The sequence below is a fragment of the Streptomyces rugosispiralis genome (assembly GCF_024505145.1).
Lineage (GTDB): Bacteria > Actinomycetota > Actinomycetes > Streptomycetales > Streptomycetaceae > Streptomyces > Streptomyces rugosispiralis.
Genome location: NZ_JANIAA010000028.1, coordinates 111,141 through 128,440, shown reverse-complemented (window position 1 = coordinate 128,440; position 17,300 = coordinate 111,141). Strand labels below are relative to the sequence as shown.

The 17,300-nt window shown below is 73.1% G+C and carries 13 protein-coding genes and 1 pseudogene; 5 read left to right on the top strand and 9 right to left on the bottom strand.

Going from position 1 to position 17,300, the window contains the following annotated elements; all coding sequences use genetic code 11:
- Both NP777_RS32115 and NP777_RS32110 read left to right on the top strand, forming a co-directional pair.
- A pseudogene (locus NP777_RS32115) lies at positions 1-1,946 on the top strand (hypothetical protein); the annotation flags it as partial.
- A gap of 51 nt (positions 1,947-1,997) precedes the next feature.
- Positions 1,998-3,806: a protein kinase domain-containing protein gene (locus tag NP777_RS32110; RefSeq protein WP_256653668.1), complete on the top strand. Its 1,809-nt coding sequence runs from the start codon at positions 1,998-2,000 to the stop codon at positions 3,804-3,806.
- Positions 3,807-3,860: 54 nt separating this feature from the next.
- Here the strand turns inward: NP777_RS32110 and NP777_RS32105 are convergent, their stop codons facing one another.
- The gene (locus NP777_RS32105; RefSeq protein WP_256653667.1) at positions 3,861-5,144 is read right to left on the bottom strand and encodes an adenylosuccinate synthase; all 1,284 of its coding nucleotides are present in this window, start codon (positions 5,142-5,144) and stop codon (positions 3,861-3,863) included.
- A gap of 214 nt (positions 5,145-5,358) precedes the next feature.
- On the opposite strand from NP777_RS32105, the gene NP777_RS32100 reads away from it, so the two are divergent.
- A complete protein-coding gene (locus NP777_RS32100) occupies positions 5,359-6,408 on the top strand; it encodes a hypothetical protein (protein ID WP_256653679.1) in 1,050 nt (349 codons plus the stop codon).
- Positions 6,409-6,459: 51 nt separating this feature from the next.
- On the opposite strand, the gene NP777_RS32095 is transcribed toward NP777_RS32100, so the two are convergent.
- Entirely contained in the window at positions 6,460-7,011 is a 552-nt protein-coding gene (locus tag NP777_RS32095) for a GbsR/MarR family transcriptional regulator (protein WP_256653666.1), read from the bottom strand.
- A gap of 92 nt (positions 7,012-7,103) precedes the next feature.
- Here NP777_RS32095 and NP777_RS32090 point away from each other — a divergent pair, with 92 nt between their 5' ends.
- Together NP777_RS32090 and NP777_RS32085 are read left to right on the top strand one after the other, a co-directional pair.
- A complete protein-coding gene (locus NP777_RS32090) occupies positions 7,104-8,021 on the top strand; it encodes an ABC transporter ATP-binding protein (RefSeq protein ID WP_256653665.1) in 918 nt (305 codons plus the stop codon).
- Positions 8,018-9,670 carry an ABC transporter permease gene (locus NP777_RS32085; protein WP_256653664.1) on the top strand — a complete coding sequence of 551 codons (1,653 nt, stop codon included), beginning with the start codon at positions 8,018-8,020 and terminating at the stop codon, positions 9,668-9,670. The genes NP777_RS32090 and NP777_RS32085 overlap by 4 nt, the downstream gene beginning before the upstream one ends.
- A gap of 116 nt (positions 9,671-9,786) precedes the next feature.
- On the opposite strand, the gene NP777_RS32080 is transcribed toward NP777_RS32085, so the two are convergent.
- The 7 genes from NP777_RS32080 to NP777_RS32050 form a co-directional block, all read right to left on the bottom strand.
- Positions 9,787-11,010 (bottom strand): cytochrome P450, encoded by a 1,224-nt coding sequence (locus NP777_RS32080; protein ID WP_256653663.1) that lies wholly within the window; start codon positions 11,008-11,010, stop codon positions 9,787-9,789.
- Positions 11,011-11,195: 185 nt separating this feature from the next.
- Positions 11,196-11,900 carry a response regulator gene (locus NP777_RS32075; RefSeq protein ID WP_256653662.1) on the bottom strand — a complete coding sequence of 235 codons (705 nt, stop codon included), beginning with the start codon at positions 11,898-11,900 and terminating at the stop codon, positions 11,196-11,198.
- Complete coding sequence (locus tag NP777_RS32070) at positions 11,897-13,357, bottom strand: sensor histidine kinase (protein WP_391858614.1); 1,461 nt, start codon at positions 13,355-13,357, stop codon at positions 11,897-11,899. Before NP777_RS32070 ends, NP777_RS32075 begins: the two co-directional genes overlap by 4 nt.
- Before the next feature lie 74 nt (positions 13,358-13,431).
- The gene (locus NP777_RS32065) at positions 13,432-14,406 is read right to left on the bottom strand and encodes an alpha/beta hydrolase (protein WP_256653660.1); all 975 of its coding nucleotides are present in this window, start codon (positions 14,404-14,406) and stop codon (positions 13,432-13,434) included.
- Positions 14,407-14,409: 3 nt separating this feature from the next.
- On the bottom strand, positions 14,410-15,771 hold the full coding sequence (gene kynU, locus NP777_RS32060) for a kynureninase (protein WP_256653659.1): 1,362 nt from the start codon (positions 15,769-15,771) through the stop codon (positions 14,410-14,412).
- On the bottom strand, positions 15,764-16,606 hold the full coding sequence (locus tag NP777_RS32055) for a tryptophan 2,3-dioxygenase family protein (protein WP_256653658.1): 843 nt from the start codon (positions 16,604-16,606) through the stop codon (positions 15,764-15,766). The genes kynU and NP777_RS32055 overlap by 8 nt, the downstream gene beginning before the upstream one ends.
- Positions 16,607-16,861: 255 nt before the next feature.
- Positions 16,862-17,275, bottom strand: a complete 414-nt coding sequence (locus NP777_RS32050; protein ID WP_014178261.1) for a DUF3151 domain-containing protein — start codon at positions 17,273-17,275, stop codon at positions 16,862-16,864.
- Positions 17,276-17,300 lie beyond the last annotated feature (25 nt).

Genomic DNA, 17,300 nt, shown 5'->3' with positions numbered 1-17,300 from the left:
GGGGGGCCCCCGCGCGCCCCGCCGTCCCGCCCGTGGCGGGGGCGGCGGCCCCCGTCCCCCCCCCGGCCGGGGCGACCGGCACCGCCGCACCACCACCGCCGCCGCCCGCCGCGCCGCCGTCGGCCACGTCGTACCCCCTCGCCCCGGCGGAACCCCCCACACCCCCGCCACCGACCACCCCGCCGCGCCCCTCGGCGGCGCCCCTCCCCCCGGCGCCGTCCACTCCGCCCTCGGCGGGCGCGGCGCCGGGCGGCCCGGACCGGCCCGGCGGGCCTCCGGCCGCTCCGCGGGCGGGCGAGGACCAGGGCGGACCCGAGCCGGCCGCCGGGCCACAGGCAGGCACGCCGTCGGCCGACCCGCGCCGGCCCGCCGACCCGTCCGGCGCCCCGCGGGCCGCCACGCCATCGGCGGGCACACCGCAGGCCGAGGCGGCGGGAGACTCGCCCGCCGCGCCCAACTCCCCCGGTGGCGCCACACCCGCCGGCCCCGCCGCCACACCTCACGCGGGCGCCACACCTCACGCGGGCGCCGGACCCCACGCGGGCGCCACACCCCACGCGGGCGCCACACCTCACGCGGGCGCCGGACAGGCCGGGCCGGATCACGGCACACCGCACGCGGGCGCGCCCGGCCACGGCGCGCCCGGAAGCGCCACCCCGCCGCGGGCCGGGGCAGCCGCCGCCGCGCCCAACTCGCCCGGTTCCGGCGGGCCCTACGCCCCCGGGGCGTACGGCTACCCGTCGCACGCCATCCCGCCGCAGGCACCGCGGGCGGGCGCGGAGGGCGAGCCGCCGACGCCATCGCATGGCTTCGGGCCGCCCGCCGTCACCTCGTTCGGAGCGGCCGCCGGGTCACCCTCCGCCGGGTTCGGCGGACCGGGTGGGCCAAGCGGAGCGGGTGGGCCAAGCGGAGCGGGTGGGCCGGGTGGGCCAAGCGGACCGGGGGCGCCGAGCGGGCCCGGGGGCGGCTCGCCGCAGACGCCACCGAAGCCGAACCGGCGGCGCCGTAAGACGCTCATCGCCGTCTCCGCCGCCGTCGCCACCGCCCTCATAGCCGGGGTCACCGCGCTCGTCATCGTCAAGGGGAACGACGACAAGGGCGACCGGGCCAAGACCGACTACAGCAAGATGACCCACACTCCGCCCGACCCGGGCGGATCGGACGGCTCGGGCGGCGGCAACTCCAAGGGCTCCGCCGGGGGTTCGAACGGCCCCGAACCGTCCGCGACCGAGCTGGAGACGTCCGGCGACGTGCCCACCGAGTATCTGGGCGCCTGGGAGGGCGAGATCAAGGAGAGCGGCGAGTCGACCGGCAAGATCCGCCGGGTCGTGCTCTCGCAGGGGCCGGTCGGCGCGGTCGTCGCCGAGACCCTGACCTCCGACTCGGACTCGTTCTGCCAGGACTCCGCCAAGCTCAAGTCGGTGGACAGCCTGCTCCTCATCGAGGACGAGGAGGTGGCCACCAGCATCCCCGAGGACAGTTGCAGCGCGGTCGGCGAGCAGACGCTGCGGATAGGCAACGACGGCACCCTCGCCTGGAGCACCACGAACGGCTCCTCCGAGGCGACGCTGCGCCCCTCCAAGACCGGCGGCAAGCCCATCCCCTCCGGGTACGTGGGCACTTGGCTGGCCAAGGACGCGTTCGGGAAGCCCGACGCCACGTTGAAGATCACCATCAAGCAGGGCGCGATCGGCTCCGTAGTGGGCCAGGAGGTCGCGGACAGCAAGAAGTACCACTGCGAGGGTGACCGGATCCTGGCCTCGGTGGAGAAGGGACTGGTCCTCAGCCCTTCGAAGTTCACCGGGGGCACTCCCAAGAATCTCTGCGGCCCCGGCACGTCACTCACGTTCACATCTTCCGGACATGACAAGCTGCGTGTCGTATATGACGACCCGGACGATTACAGCGATGAGACGATGACACAGACGTTCACCCGCCTCGACTGATCGGCCGATCGGCAGAGGGACTATCGGCACAGGGACAGGAGCCACACCGCGATGGAGAACCTCGGGGCCCAGGACCCGCGGTGGATCGGCGAGTACCGACTGCTCGGCAAGCTGGGCGAGGGCGGAATGGGCCGGGTCTATCTCGCCCGCTCCGCCCGCGGCCGCACCGTGGCGGTGAAGCTCGTACAGGCCGAACTCGCACGCCAGACCGACTTCCGCAGCCGCTTCAAACGGGAAGTGGAGGCCGCGACACGAGTCGGTGGCCAATGGACCGCGCCGGTGCTCGACGCCGACACCGATGCCGAGGTGCCCTGGGTGGCCACCGGCTACATCGGCGGTCCGTCCCTGCACAGCGTCGTGGCCGAGGACTTCGGGGCGCTGCCCGAGCGCTCGCTGCGGATCCTGGCCCACGGACTGGCCCTCGCGCTGCGCGACATCCACGGCGCCGGGCTGGTCCATCGCGATCTGAAACCGTCCAACATCCTCATCACGATCGACGGTCCGCGCGTCATCGACTTCGGCATCGCACGCGCCCTGGACGCCGTGGGCAGCACCGCGGGCGGCAATCTGACGACGACCGGCGCGGTCGTCGGCTCGCCCGGGTTCATGTCGCCCGAGCAGGTGCGCGGTGAGCCGGTCACGGCCGCGAGCGATGTCTTCTGCCTCGGCTCGGTGCTCGCCTTCGCCGCCACCGGGCGCCAGCCCTTCGGCAACCTGGACAGCGGCATCCACGCGCTGATGTACCGAATAGCCCAGGAGGAGCCCGATCTGGCGGGGCTCCCGGAAGGGGCGCTCGGGATGGTCACCGCGTGCCTGGAGAAGGACCCGGCCAAGCGGCCGTCGGTGGCCGAGTTGGTGGCCGCCACCCAGCCGGTGGCCGATGACGGCGAGCCCTGGCTGCCGGGCGGACTGCTCGCCCGGCTGGGGCGGGACGCGCTCCAACTGCTGGAGGTGGAGGCCGAGAACGCGCAGCCGGAGTCCCTGACGCCGCCGCAGAACCCGTCGGCGTACGGCCACCCCCAGGCCGGACCCGGTCCGCACACCCCGCCCGGTCCGCACACCCCGCCCAGCCCGTACGCCTCCCCGTCCGCGTACGCGACGCCCCAGGCGCACGGGTACGCGATGAACGCCCAGCCCTGGCAGGGCGGCTATCAGGCACCGGTCGGCTACGCCGGCGCCGGCACGCGGATGAGGCCGATCCGGGGTCTGGCCACCGCCCTGGTGAGCATGTTCGGCGTCTGGCTGACGCTGACCCTGCTCGACTTGGCGCTGAACATCTCGCTGCTCGACGCGTACTTCGGCGGCGAGCTCGACTCGGACACCAGGAATCTCATCTACAGCAAGAGCAGCGACATCGATGCGATGGGCACCGGTATCGGTGTCGCGGTGTGCGTGCTCGCCGTGCTGTGGCTGGTCTGGTTCCGGACCGCCTACATCAACTCCACGGTGCTCAATCCGGGGCGGCAGCGGTTCGGCAGCGGCTATTCCGTGGGCGCCTGGTTCATCCCGGTCGCCCAGCTCTGGCTCCCCAAGCAGATCGCCAACGACATCTGGACCTCCAGCACTCCCCCGGGGCCCGGACGCCGCGGACGCGCGGTGCTGCACTGGTGGTGGACGTTTTTCGTGCTCATGTTCCTGATGTTCCCGGTGCACGGGGCCAGCGAGATCGTCAGCGACAACATCAGGGAACAGCGGCCCGGTGTCATCATCAACATCGCCGACGACGCCATCGGCATCCTGGCGGCGGTGCTGGCCATCGGCGTGGTCCGGCGGATCACCAAGATGCAGGAGCGGCGGGCCGCGCTCCCCGTCGGCCAGGCGCAGCAGCCCGCCGGGGTGTTCGGCCCGCCCGCGGCGTAGTGACGCCGAGGCGCGGGCCGCGCTTTCGCCGAGGCCCGCACCCCCACCCAGGGATCAGAGGAACGAGTTGATCTGGATGGTCTCGTCACGGCCCGGCCCGACGCCGATCGCCGAGATCGGGGCGCCCGACATCTCCTCCAGCGCCTGGACGTACGTCTGCGCGTTCTTCGGCAGCTCGTCGAAGGTCTTGGCCTGGGTGATGTCCTCCGACCAGCCCGGCAGCGTCTCGTAGATCGGCTTGGCATGGTGGAAGTCGGTCTGGCTGTACGGCAGTTCCTCGACGCGCTTGCCGTCGATCTCGTACGCCACGCACACCGGGATCCGCTCCCAGCCGGTGAGCACGTCCAGCTTGGTGAGGAAGAAGTCGGTCAGTCCGTTGACCCGGGTCGCGTAGCGCGCGATGACCGCGTCGAACCAGCCGCAGCGCCGGTCGCGCCCGGTGGTCACACCGCGCTCGCCGCCGATCGTGCGCAACTTCTCGCCGTCCTCGTCGAGGAGCTCGGTGGGGAACGGGCCCGCGCCGACGCGGGTGGTGTACGCCTTGAGGATGCCGATCACGCGGCTGATCTTCGTCGGGCCCACTCCGGTGCCGGTGCAGGCGCCGCCCGCGGTCGGGTTGGAGGAGGTGACGAAGGGATACGTGCCGTGGTCGACGTCGAGCAGGGTGCCCTGCCCGCCCTCGAAGAGCACGACCTGGCCCTGGTCGATGGCGTTGTTGAGCAGCAGGGTGGTGTCGGCGACATAGCCGCCGAGCCGGTCCGCGTAGCCCAGCAGCTCCTCGACGACCTGGTCGACCGCGATGGCGCGGCGGTTGTAGAGCTTGGCCAGCACCTGGTTCTTGTAGTCCAGGGCCGCCTCGACCTTCTGCCGCAGGATCGACTCGTCGAAGAGGTCCTGGACCCGGATGCCCACCCGGTTGATCTTGTCCGCGTAGGCCGGGCCGATGCCGCGGCCGGTGGTGCCGATCTTCCGCTTGCCGAGGAATCGTTCCGACACCTTGTCGAGGGTCGTGTGATACGGCGTGATCAGATGGGCGTTACCGCTGATCAGCAGCTTGGACGTGTCGACGCCGCGGTCGGCGAGCCCGCTCAGCTCGGAGAGCAGGACCGCGGGGTCCACGACGACGCCGTTGCCGATGACCGGGGTACACCCGGGCGAGAGGATTCCGGACGGGAGGAGGTGCAGCGCGTACTTCTGGTCGCCGACCACCACCGTGTGGCCCGCGTTGTTACCGCCCTGGTAGCGCACTACGTAGTCCACGGAACCACCGAGCAGGTCGGTGGCCTTTCCCTTGCCCTCGTCACCCCACTGAGCACCGAGCAGCACAAGTGCGGGCACAGGCGTACACCCCTTCCGGGCGGGGCATGTCCAACGTGCATGGTGACGTGCGCCACCACAAGAGCCGTCGAACCGGTGCCCCGGATAGACGAAGCCCCTGGCGCAACAGCGACAGGGGCTCTTGCACCGAGAGATTACCTGAGGAAGGACCGAGGTGTCGGCTCCAGATCCCCGGCCCCCTGCGCCGGACACCGCCCGGGGGCGCCCGCTGCTCATGGTCATCGACCCCAACGCCCGCCGTACGGACGGGGAGTCGGTGCGGATCGCGAAGGATGTGCTGTGTGCGGGCGCGCAGACGAAAATCTGCCTGCCGGACGGCCCGGAGGAGGTCGAGCGGGCGCTGGCCCGCCGGGGCGCCCGCCGGCCCGTGCTGGTCGGCGACGACCGCGCCCTGCTGCGGATGGTGGAGCTGCTGCACCGGCGGCGGGAGCTGGCGGACGCCGCGCTGTCGGTGGTCCCGGTCGGCGGCTCCGCCACGGTCGCCCTGGCCCATTCGCTCGGGGTGCCGACGGACGCGGTCGCCGCGGCCCGTACGGTCCTCGACGGCACCGCGCGCCCGCGTGATCTGCTGGTGGACGAGAGCGGCGGGGTGGTCCTCGGCGGGCTGGGGATCCCCTCCGGGTTCGCTCCTTACGGTGCGCACGACGGGGGGCCGGGCGGCGACCGCGGTACGGCGGCCGGGCCCGACGGGACGGCCGGGACGGACGGGCACGGCCCGGGGCCGCACGGCGACGGGGCGAGGGGCCGGGACTGCGGCTGCGACCCCTGCGTCCACGACCGCCGCCGGGCCGAGGACGGCGAGGACGGCCGGGACGGCACGGGCCCGCCCGGCCACGACCGGGACGGCCCCGACGGGGCGGGCGACGGCCACCGGCCGTGGTGGAGCCCGGCGGCCCGCACCGCCCGCACCGCGCTGACGCTGCTCTCGCTCCCGATGATCGGGCTGGCGGGCGGCGCCCGGCGGCCGCCGCATCCGCCGCCGCAGCGGCTGCGGATCGAGGCGGACGGGGTGCTGCTGACCGATCTGGACCGGCCGGTGGAGCGGGTCTCGGTCTCGACGGCCGCACCGGGCGGCGGGCTGGCGGAGGTCGTGGTCCACCCCCATGCGGCGGGCGGCCCGCTGCGCACCCGGGCACGGGCCGTCACCGTCTCAGGACCGGACTTCCGCTACCACGCGGACGCGCTGATCCGCGGCCCGGTCCGCAGCCGCACCTGGACGGTCCTGGCCGAGGCCTGGAGCCTGATGCTCCCCCACCGCCCTTGAGTCCCACTCGCGCCGTCCCCGGGCCGGGCGGGGCGGCGCGCGGGTGGGCCGTCAGCCCGCTTCGGCCTCGCGGGCCTCGGCGGCGCTGCGCTCGGCCTGCTGGGCGCGCCAGCGCTCCAGCATCTTGGGCAGCTCCCGCTGGACGAACTCGAAGAACTCGGCGGTCTCGGTGAGCCGCAGCCCGGCCGGGGTGCCGGGGCCGAGCACCTTCGCGCCGTCGCGCATGGTGCTCTCCCAGCGGGCCACTATCTGGTCGCGGCGGGTCAGCGTCTCGTACCAGACCTCGTTGTAGAGCCGGTACCGATCCCGGCGGGAGCCCGGCTCGCGCTCCCGCACCACCATGTCCACCTGCGACAGATAACGGATCGCGCCCGAGACCGCGGCCGGGCTGATCCGCAGCCGCTCGGCCAGCTCCGCCGAGGTGAGTGCCCCCGAGTCGGAGACGAGAAGCGCCGCGAAGACCCGCGCCGCCATGCGCTGCATCCCGGCCTCGGCCAGATCGGCCGCGAACCGCTCGACGAACCTGGACACCGCCGCCTCGTCACGCGCCACTTCACCGCGCGTGTCATCGGGCGCGCCCCCTGGTTCGATCGTCTCCCTCACCGCTTCATCATCTCCTCTCTTCGTCACATCATCATAAGTTTATATGGTTCCTTAACTTCACAAATTTGTGAAACTAGCGTAGCTTCGAAATCATGAAAACGGCAATCTCCGTGTCCGGCCTCCACAAGTCCTTCGGCCGGACCCACGCGTTGGACGGCCTCGACCTCGAAGTCGAGGCAGGTGAGGTCCATGGCTTCCTCGGGCCCAACGGCGCCGGGAAGTCCACGACCATCCGGGTCCTCCTCGGGCTGCTCCGCGCCGACTCCGGCGCGGTGCAGATGCTGGGCAAGGACCCCTGGCACGACGCGGTCGACCTCCACCGCCACATCGCGTACGTCCCCGGAGACGTCACCCTGTGGCGCAACCTGAGCGGTGGAGAGGTCATCGACCTGTACGGACGGCTGCGCGGCGGGCTGGACACCGCACGCCGCGCCGAGCTCCTGGAGCGCTTCGAGCTCGATCCCACCAAGAAGGGCCGTACGTACTCCAAGGGCAATCGCCAGAAGGTCGCCCTGGTCGCCGCGTTCGCATCCGAAGTGGAGCTGCTGATCCTCGACGAGCCGACCTCCGGGCTCGACCCGCTCATGGAGGAGGTCTTCCGCGAGTGCGTCGCCGAGGAGCGCGACCGCGGTCGTACGGTGCTGCTCTCCAGCCATATCCTCAGCGAGGTCGAGGCGCTCTGCCGGAGAGTGAGCATCATCCGCAAGGGCCGGCGGGTGGAGTCCGGCAGCCTCGCCGAGCTGCGCCATCTGACCCGCACGTCGGTGACCGCCGAGCTCGCCGGCGAGCCGAACGGCCTGTCCGGCCTCCCCGGTGTGCACAACGTGGACATCCAGGGCAGCCAGGTCAAGCTCCAGGTCGACTCCGACAAGATGGACGCCGTGCTGCGGCAGCTCACCCAGGTCGGGGTGCGCAGCCTCATCTCCACCCCGCCCACCCTGGAAGAGCTCTTCCTGCGCCACTACCAGGACGACATCACGCGCACGGAAGCCGAGGCGATCGCCCGATGACCGCCGTAGCCGACGCCCGGGTCTCTCCCCGCGCCCGCGGATCGGCCCACGATCTGGCGGGCACGGGCACGCTGCTGCGGCTCGCCCTGCGCCGCGACCGGATCATGATGCCGGTGTGGGTGCTGTGCCTGGGGCTCACGGCCAGCAGCACCGTCGGCCGCCTGAAGAGCGCGTACGACACCCCGGCCCGGCGTGCCGGCCTCGTCAAGGACATGAACGGGAACGGTTCGACCCGGGCCCTGTTCGGCGCCGCCTTCGACGACACGCTCGGCGCGCTCACCGTCTGGCGCGTGGGTGCCTTCCTTACGGTGTTCGCCGCGATCATGAGCCTGCTCATCGTGATCCGGCACACCCGTGAGGAGGAGGAGACCGGCCGCCAGGAGGCGCTCTCCGCCGGCATGGTCGGCCGCCGCGCGGGGCTCACCTCGGCCCTGCTCGCGGTGGCCATCGCCAACGGCACGGTGACCCTGCTCATCGCGGGCAGCCTCGCGGGCCAGGGCGGCACCGGCGCGCTGGCCCTCGGCCTCGCCGTGGGCCTGTCCGGTATGGCCTTCGGCGGTCTGGCCGCCGTCGCCGCCCAGCTCACGGAGAACGCACGGCTGGCCCGGGGCCTGAGCTCCGCCGCGGTCGGCGTCGCCTTCGTGCTGCGCATGGCGGGTGACGCCGCCGAGGACGGCAGCAAGGGCTCCGGCCATGTCCTGGTCTGGCTCTCCCCGCTGGGCTGGGCCGAGTACGCCCGGCCGTACGCGGACGAGCGCTGGTGGCCGCTGCTGCTGATCGCCGTGCTCGCCGCGGCCTCGATCACCCTCGCGTACTCCCTCACCGGGCGCCGCGACGTGGGCGCCAGCTTCTACGCCAGCCGTCCAGGACCACCGGCCGCCGGCCCGCTGCTGAACGGGGTCTACGGTCTGGGCTGGCGGCTCCAGCGCGGTGCCCTGCTCGGCTGGGCCGCGGGCTTCGTCTTCGCGGGCGCCATCTTCGGAGGCATCTCCGACGGTGCGAACGACTTCCTCGGGGACAGCGAACAGACCCGCAAGATCATCCAGCGGATGGGGGGCGCCCAGGGGCTCAACGACGCGTTCCTGGCCGCCATGGTCGGCGTCCTCGGCACCATCCTTACCGTCTACACCGCCACCTCCGTACTGCGGCTGCGCGGCGAGGAGACCGATCAGCGCGCGGAGCCCCTGCTGGCCAACGCCGTCGGCCGGCTGCGCTGGGCCGGGAGCCATCTGGTCATCGCGTACCTCGGCCCGGTGGTCATCCTGGTCATCGGCGGTCTGGCGCTGGGGCTGGGCTATGGCATCGCGGCGGGCGATCTGACCGACCAGCTCCCGCGCTGCCTGGGCGCCGCCCTCTCCCAGCTCCCGGCGCTGTGGGTGCTCACCAGCCTGACGCTCTTCCTCGTGGGCGTGGTGCCGAAGTACTCGGCCGCGTCCTGGGCGTTCGTCGGCTGGGTGGTCGCCCTGGGCTGGATGGGCCCGGCGCTGGAGCTGTCCGATTCCGTCATGAACACCTCACCCTTCAGCCATCTGCCGAAGCTGCCGGGCGACGAGGTGACGGCCGCCCCGTTCCTGTGGCTGCTGCTCCTCTCGGTCGTTCTCGCCGCCGGAGGACTGGTGGGCATGCGCCGCCGTGACATCGGCGGCTGACCCCCGTCGGCCCACCACACCCCGGCAACCGCCCCCTGTTGTCCACAGCCTGTGGACAACAGGGGGCTCGTTTGTCTCCGTGCCTCTTCGCGCTCAGGTCTCCTTGCTCAGATTGCTCAGAGCTCGACCTGGAGCTCCCGCAGCCCGCGGATGACGAAGTTCGCCCGCCGCTCCGGCTCCTTGACCAGCCGCAGCCCGGGTGCCTTGCGGAGCAGGGCGCCGAAGGAGGCGATCAGCTCCAGCCGGGCCAGCGGGGCGCCCAGGCAGTAGTGGATCCCGGCGCCGAAGCTGATGTGGGGGTTGTCCGCGCGGGAGAGATCGAGGGTGTCGGGGCGGTCGAAACGGGCCGGGTCGCGGTTGGCCGAGCCGAAGAGCAGCGCGACCTCGCTGCCGCGCGGGATGGCCGTGCCGCCGACCTCGATGTCCTCCAGCACCCACCGCTCGAAGAGCTGCAGCGGGGTGTCGTAGCGCAGCAACTCGTCCACGGCGGTGGGCAGCAGCGCGTCGGGGTCGGCGCGGAGCAGGGCGAGCTGCTCGGGGTGGCGGAAGAGCGCCCACCAGCCATTCCCGGTGGTGTTGACCGTCGCCTCATGGCCCGCGTTGAGCAGCAGCACACAGGTGGAGATCATCTCCTGCTCGGTGAGCCGGTCGCCCTCGTCGTACGCGGCGATGAGCCCGCTGATCAGATCGTCCCCCGGGGCCCTGCGGCGCGCCTCGATCAACTCGCGCAGATACGCGGAGAATTCGACGGACGCGCGCACGGCCCGGCGCGCCGTGTCCTCGCCCGGACTCAGCTCGTACATCCCACAGATGTCCGCCGACCAGGGCCGCAGGGCGGGGCGGTCGGCGGGCGGAATGCCCAGCATCTCGGCGATCACGGCGACCGGCAGCGGTTCGGCGACCGTCTCGATGAGATCCCCGCCGCCCGCGGTGACGAGGGAGTCGACGAGTTCCTCCGCGAGCCGCCGGATCGTCGGCACCAGCGCCTCGACCGTCCGCGGGGTGAACGCCTTGGAGACGAGGCGGCGCAGCCGGGTGTGGTCCGGCGGTTCCAGGTCGAGCATGCCGTGGTCGTTGAGGGTGTGGAACGGCTCGTGCTCGGGCGGCGGCGCGGTGCGGCCGAACTCCTCATGGCTGAAGCGGTGGCGATAGGTGCGGCCGAGCCTGCGGTCCCGCAGCAGGGCGCCGACATCCGCGTGACGCGGGATCAGCCACTGGCCGGAGGGCTCGAACCAGTGCGCCCGGCCGCGCTCGCGCAGCTCGGCGTAGGCCGGATACGGGTCCGCGACGAACGACGGCCGCCAGGGGTCGAAGGCGGGGGCTTCCGCGCTGCTGCTCATCCCCGGACGGTACCGCCGGGCCCGCCCGGTCTCCAGGGGCCGCCGGACGGCTCCAGGGGGGCGCTGGATGCCTCCAGGGGCCACCGGACACCTCCCAGGGGCCGCCGGCATGCCTCCAGGGGCCGCCGGATTCCTCCAGGGGGCGCGGATGCCCCAGGGGCAGTCCCGGGTGCTCACCGGGCCGGTCAGCCTCCGGGCGTCACCAGGCGGGCCTCGTAGGCGAACACCGCCGCCTGGGTGCGGTCGCGCAGCCCCAGCTTCACCAGGATCCGGCTGACATGCGTCTTCACCGTCGACTCGGCGACGATCAGCCGCTCGGCGATCTCGGCGTTGGAGCAGCCCTGGGCGACCAGCACCAGGACCTCGTTCTCCCGCTCGGTCAGCTCGGCCAGCCGCCCCTGCGGGGAGGAAAGCGAGCCGCCGAACCCGGCGGCCTCGCCGATCCGCGAGAACGTGCTGATCAGACGCTTGGTGACGGTCGGCGCGAGCAGCGCCTCGCCCGCGGCGACGATGCGCACCGCGTCGCCGAGCTGCCGGGCGGAGGCGTCCTTGAGCAGAAAGCCGCTCGCTCCGGAGCGCAGCGCCTGGTAGACGTACTCGTCCAGGTCGAAGGTGGTCAGGACGAGCACCTTGGCGTCCGCGTCCGCCGCGACGATCTCACGGGTGGCCTCGAGGCCGTTGACCTCCGGCATCCGGATGTCCATCAGGACCACATCGGGGCGCAGGGCCGCCACCTGGGCGATGGCCTGGCGCCCGTCGACCGCCTCGCCGACGACCTCGATATCGGGCTGGGCGTTCAGCAGCACGGAGAAGCCCTCGCGGACCATCACCTGGTCGTCGGCGATCAGCACGCGGATGGAGGAAGGGAGGGAGGGGGCGTCGGTGGTCATGGCCTCATCGTCTCCCCCTCCGGAGCGAGGCCCTTCTTCAGCCCCGGCGCGTGGCCCGATGCCTGGTCCGGTGCCTGGTCCGATACCTGCCCAGGCGCGTGGCCCGGTGCCTCCGGAACGGGGCCCTGCTTCGGTGCCGATGGCTCCGGTCCGGACGCCTCCGCCTCGGGGACCGCGGCGGCCGGGATGAAGACCGTGACCTCGTAGCCGCCGTCCCCCTCCACCGCGCCCGCCGTCATCTCCCCGTTCAGCATGGCCACCCGCTCCCGCATCCCGAGCAGCCCATGGCCCATGCCGGGCGAGGGCCGTACGGTCTGGGTGGGCGGGCCGTTGACGATCCGCAGGCCCAGGCCGCCGAGGACGTACGCCACTTCGACGCGGGCGGTGCTGCCCGGCGCGTGCCGCAGCGCGTTGGACAGCGCCTCCTGGACGATCCGGTACGCGGACAGCTCCACGCCGGAGGGCAGCGGCCGTACGGCGCCGGTGGTGATGTGCTCGACGGTCAGCCCCGCCGCCCGGACCCCCGCGAAGAGCGTGTCGAGGGTGGCGAGGGTCGGCTGGGGCGCCTCGGGGTCGGCGTCGGCGTAGGCATCGGGGTCGTCGGCGCGGACGACGCCGAGGACACGGCGGAGTTCGGTGAGCGCGGCGACCGCGTTCTCGCGGATGGTCGCGAAGCTGGTGGCCAGCTCCTCGGGCGGGTTCGCCACCCGGTAGGGCGCCGCCTCCGCCTGGATGGCGATCACGGACATGTGGTGCGCGACGACGTCGTGCAGCTCACGGGCGATGGTCGCGCGCTCCTCCAGCAGGGTGCGGCGGGAGCGCTCCTCGTGGGTGGCCGACTGCTCCACGGCGACCTGCTGCTTGGTCTCGCGCAGACTGCGCCGGGCGACGACGGCGCCCACGATGACGCAGGAGGTGACCACCATCGGGAAGGCGTTCGTCTGCCGCCAATCGGCGACAAGGTCGTAGACGAACCCGAACCCGGCCGTGAGCAGCAGCATCTGTCCGGCCACGCGGGGGCGGTTCTGGAACGCGACGATCACCATCACCCCGATATACGAGGCGAACAAGGTCGGCGACCAGGGCCACATGCCGCCCGCACTCGTCTCGGGGATACCCAGACCCCAGATGACGCTCCCCCCGAACGACAGCCACCAGGCGCCGATCGGCCGGTAGAGCGCCAACAGCAGTGGCACACCGCTGACCAGGGCCAGACCCGCGCCCTCGGTTTCGACCGCCACGGCCATGAGGTAGAAGGCGCAGGCCACGACCGCGGCCTGCGGCAGCCACGGCGCGTACGGCAGGGCCGACCGGGGCATCATGCGCACCAGCGGATGCGTGGTGGCGAGGGGCGGCACGGGGCGGAGGGCGAAGGCGTCGGTGATCAAGTCCTTCCGCAGGTCGGACAACGCCCGGCGGATGGTGCGGAGTTCGGTCCGCGGAATCGTCTCAGTCACGCCGTCCACGGTAGGGAGCGGGCACCGCGGCGTCGTCCCCGGGAATGTGGATTGTGCGGTGTCCGTCTGAAGTACTACGCGGCCGCGTCCGTCCCCGCCAGGCGGGCGATTTCCGCCGCGACGGTGTGCGCGGCGGGCGTCGTGGGGTCGATGGGCGGGAAGTGGCCGCCGTCGGTCCTGATCAGCCGTACGTCCTGTCCGGCGCGGGACGCGGCCTCCGCGAAGGCGTCCGCGACCGCCGGTGGCACATCGATGTCGGTGCCGCCCTGCACGATGGTGGTGGGGATCGCGGTGGGCAGCAGCGCGGCGGGGTCGGCGAGGCCCAGCCGGACCGTCAGCTCATCGCCGTCGCCTTTGCCTTTGCCTTCGTCTTCGCCTTTGCCCTCGCCCCCGCGCTCGCCCTCGCCCTCGCCCTCGCCCTCGCCGAGGAGTTCGTCGACGGCGCCGGAGCAGACGTCCAGCGCGCGGGCCGTGGCGAGGTCCGCGATGGGGGCGAGGGCGACGACGCCGCGAAGCGGGGAGGGGGAGGGCAACTGCCAGGGAGTGCCGGACGGCAGCCGGTGCCGGGCCGCCGCCCACAGCACGGCGTGCCCGCCCGCGGAGTGCCCGCTGAGCACCACGCGGTCCGGATCGACCCCGGGGAGCCCGAGTCCCCGGGCGAGGTCCGGCACGGTGTCCACGGCGGCCGCGATGTCGTCGAACGTCTCCGGCCACCGCCCGGCCCGCGCGGGGCCCGCCCCACCGCGTCGGTACTCCACGGACGCCACCGCCAGGCCCCGCCCCGCCAGGAAGGCGGCGAACGGCGAGACATGGCGACGGTCGTAAGGCGCACGCCAGGCACCGCCGTGGAAGAGGATGACCAGCGGGGCGGGGCGGGCGGCGCCGTCCGTCCCGGGCGGCGGAAGGTAGAAGTCCACCACCTGGTCCGGATGGTCGCCGTACGCGGCGGTCCGGGCCGGGTCCACGGGCGCGAGCCCGAAGACCGACGTCTCCTCCGCCGCCCCCGCTGCCGCTGCCGCTGCGCCCGCTGCCGCTGCCGCTGCGCCCATCGGTCAGCCCTCCGTCAGCACGTCGGCCAGCACCCGCGCCGCCCGCTCCACCTCGGCGAAGCCCGTGTACAGCGGGGTGAACCCGAAGCGCAGCACATCGGGGCGGCGGAAGTCGCCCACGACACCGCGCCGCACCAGCTCCGCCATCACCTCCCCGGCCTCCTCCGCCTCCGCGCACCGCAGCGCCACCTGGCTGCCGCGCTCGGCGTGTGCGGCGGGGGTGATCGACCGGACGCGGCCCGCCGGTACGTAGTCCTCGACACAGCGCAGGAAGAGGTCCGTCAGGGCCAGGCTCTTGGCGCGTACGTCCTCGATCGTCACGTCGTCCCACACCTCGAGCGCGGCCTCCAGCGCCAGCATCGAGAGGATGTCCGGGGTGCCCACGCGGCCGCGGACCGCGCCGTCGGCCGGGGTGTAGGCGGAGGCCATGCCGAAGGGGTCGGCATGCGAGTTCCAGCCGGGCAGCGGCGAGTCGAAGCGGGGCTGATGGGCCTGGGCGACGTACAGATACGCGGGCGCGCCGGGCCCGCCGTTGAGGTACTTGTAGGTGCAGCCCACCGCGAGGTCCACGCCATGGGCGTCCAGCCCGACCGGCAGGGCGCCCGCGCTGTGGCAGAGGTCCCACACCACGAGCGCGCCCGCCGCGTGCACGGCGGCTGTGGTCCCGGGCAGGTCGTGGAGGCGGCCGGTGCGGTAGTCCACGTGGTTGACGAGCGCGACGGCGGTGTGCGCGCCGACCGCGGCCGGGACGTCAGCCGCGGCCACCGGCCGCACGGTGCAGCCGGTCAGCCGGGCGGCGGACTCGGCGATATAGCCGTCGGTGGGGAAGGTGGCCTCGTCCACCAGGATCTGATCCCGGTGGACGCCGCGCTCCTGGGCGATCCGTACGGCCGCGACGACCGCCTTGAAGACGTTCACGCTCGTCGAGTCGCCCACCACGACCTGGCCGGGGCCCGCGCCGATGAGCCGGGCGACGCGGTCGCCGATCCGCTCCGGCGCGGTCCACCAGCCGCTCTCATCCCAGGAGCGGATGCGCAGCTCACCCCATTCGCGGGCGACCACATCGGCCAGCCGGGGCGGGACGGCGCGGGGCAGCGCGCCCAGTGAGTTGCCGTCGAGGTAGATCGTGTCGTCGAGGGTGAAGGCGTCGCGCTTGGCGCGCAGCGGGTCGGCCGCGTCGAGCCTGGCGGCCTCGTCGGCCGGAGCGGTCCCGGACAGACCGGGCGCGGCCGCGCCGGGCTGGACCGCGCCGGGCTCGGCCGCGCCGGGCTCGGCCGCACCGGGCTCGGCCGCACCGCGCCCGGCACCGGGCGCCGCACCCCGCTCGGCACCGGCCGACTCCGTCGGAATCGTCGCGTCAGACATGGCTGCGCGCCGTCCACAGCTCGGGGAAGACGTTCTTGGCCGCGCGCTTCTCCAGCCAGGCGACCCCGGCCGAGCCACCCGTGCCGGTCTTGGAGCCCATCGCCCGCCGGGTCGCCACCAGGTGGTCATTGCGCCAGCGCCACACCAGCTCGGCGACCTCGGTGAGCGCCTCGCCGAGCCGGACCAGCTCGCTGTCGCGCGGACCGGAGTAGATCTCCGCCCAGACCCGCTCCACCCCCGGATCCGGTTCATGGCGCAGGGCGGGATCGCGGTCCAGCACCGCGGCCGGGACGGCGAGGCCGCGCCGCGCGAGATGGCGCAGCACCTCGTCGTAGAGGCTGGGCTCGGTCAGCGCCTTCTCCAGCTCGGCGTGGACCCGCGGCGCGCCCCGGTGCGGGACGAGCATGGACGCGGACTTCTCGCCGAGCAGGAACTCCAGCCGCCGGTACATCGCCGACTGGAAGCCGGAGCCCTCGCCGAGCGCGGAGCGGTACGCGTTGAACTGGCCGGGGGTGAGATGGGCCAGCGGCGTCCACGAGGCGTTCAGCGACTCCAGCTCGTACGCCGAGCGCTGGAGCGCGGCCATCGCGGTGGGCAGATCGTCCTCGCGCAGCGCCTGCGCGGCGGTCTGCCACTCATGGACGATCACGGTGAACCACAGCTCCATGACCTGGGTGGTGACCAGGAACACCATCTCGCCGGGATCGTCGGAGAGAGGGTGCTGGAGGTGGGTGAGCACGGACGCCTGGACGTAGTCCTCGTACGGCGTGGTGCCGGCGAAGTCCAGATTCGGGGCGTCGGACTCGGCGTGGTCAGGGACAGGCTGCTGCGACATCGCATCTCCTGAGTACTGCTCGCTACCGGGTAGCGGTCCGCCCCATCCCTTCGGTCTCGGAGCCCCGGTCCCCTCGGGGCCCACAGCCGAAGGGGCCCCGCACCGCATCATCCGCGCAGCGCGGACGATCGGCAAGTACGGAAGGGGCCCAAGGGGCCCGTGGGGCATACGACACCCCACAGGCCCGGTGCGCCTCGCGCCGTCTCAGCGGATCAGGAGAGCCGAGATCAGGAGACGGGATTCAGAAGACGGGAATCAGGAGAGCGTGTCCGCCGCGGTCGGGGAGCTCTCGCGCAGGAAGGTCGAGCAGCGCTCGTACTCCTCCTGCTCGCCGATGGACTGCGCGGCACGCGCGAGCGCGTGCAGGGCGCGCAGGAAGCCCCGGTTGGGCTCGTGCTCGAAGGGCACCGGACCGTGCCCCTTCCAGCCGCTGCGGCGCAGGGCGTCGAGCCCGCGGTGGTAGCCGGTGCGGGCGTACGCGTAGGACTCGACCACCCGGCCGGCCTCGAACGCCTCGTCGGCGAGCTGCGCCCAGGCGAGCGAGGAGGCCGGGTACTTCGCGGCGACCTCGGCCGGGGCCGCGCCGGAGGCGAGCAGCTCGCGCGGCTCCGGGTCGTCGGGCAGATGGGTCGGGGGCGGTCCCCCGAGCAGGTTCTCGTGAATGGCCATGGGTTCCAGTCTGCCTGGTCCGGGG

Bases quoted from the DNA above. Each gene is read 5' to 3' on its own strand.
- NP777_RS32110 (WP_256653668.1), top strand. From the start codon at position 1,998: ATGGAGAACCTCGGGGCCCAGGACCCGCGGTGGATCGGCGAGTACCGA.
- NP777_RS32100 (WP_256653679.1), top strand. From the start codon at position 5,359: ATGGTCATCGACCCCAACGCCCGCCGTACGGACGGGGAGTCGGTGCGG.
- NP777_RS32090 (WP_256653665.1), top strand. From the start codon at position 7,104: ATGAAAACGGCAATCTCCGTGTCCGGCCTCCACAAGTCCTTCGGCCGG.
- NP777_RS32085 (WP_256653664.1), top strand. From the start codon at position 8,018: ATGACCGCCGTAGCCGACGCCCGGGTCTCTCCCCGCGCCCGCGGATCG.
- NP777_RS32080 (WP_256653663.1), bottom strand. From the start codon at position 11,010: ATGAGCAGCAGCGCGGAAGCCCCCGCCTTCGACCCCTGGCGGCCGTCG.
- NP777_RS32075 (WP_256653662.1), bottom strand. From the start codon at position 11,900: ATGACCACCGACGCCCCCTCCCTCCCTTCCTCCATCCGCGTGCTGATC.
- NP777_RS32065 (WP_256653660.1), bottom strand. From the start codon at position 14,406: ATGGGCGCAGCGGCAGCGGCAGCGGGCGCAGCGGCAGCGGCAGCGGGG.
- kynU (WP_256653659.1), bottom strand. From the start codon at position 15,771: ATGTCTGACGCGACGATTCCGACGGAGTCGGCCGGTGCCGAGCGGGGT.
- NP777_RS32055 (WP_256653658.1), bottom strand. From the start codon at position 16,606: ATGTCGCAGCAGCCTGTCCCTGACCACGCCGAGTCCGACGCCCCGAAT.
- NP777_RS32050 (WP_014178261.1), bottom strand. From the start codon at position 17,275: ATGGCCATTCACGAGAACCTGCTCGGGGGACCGCCCCCGACCCATCTG.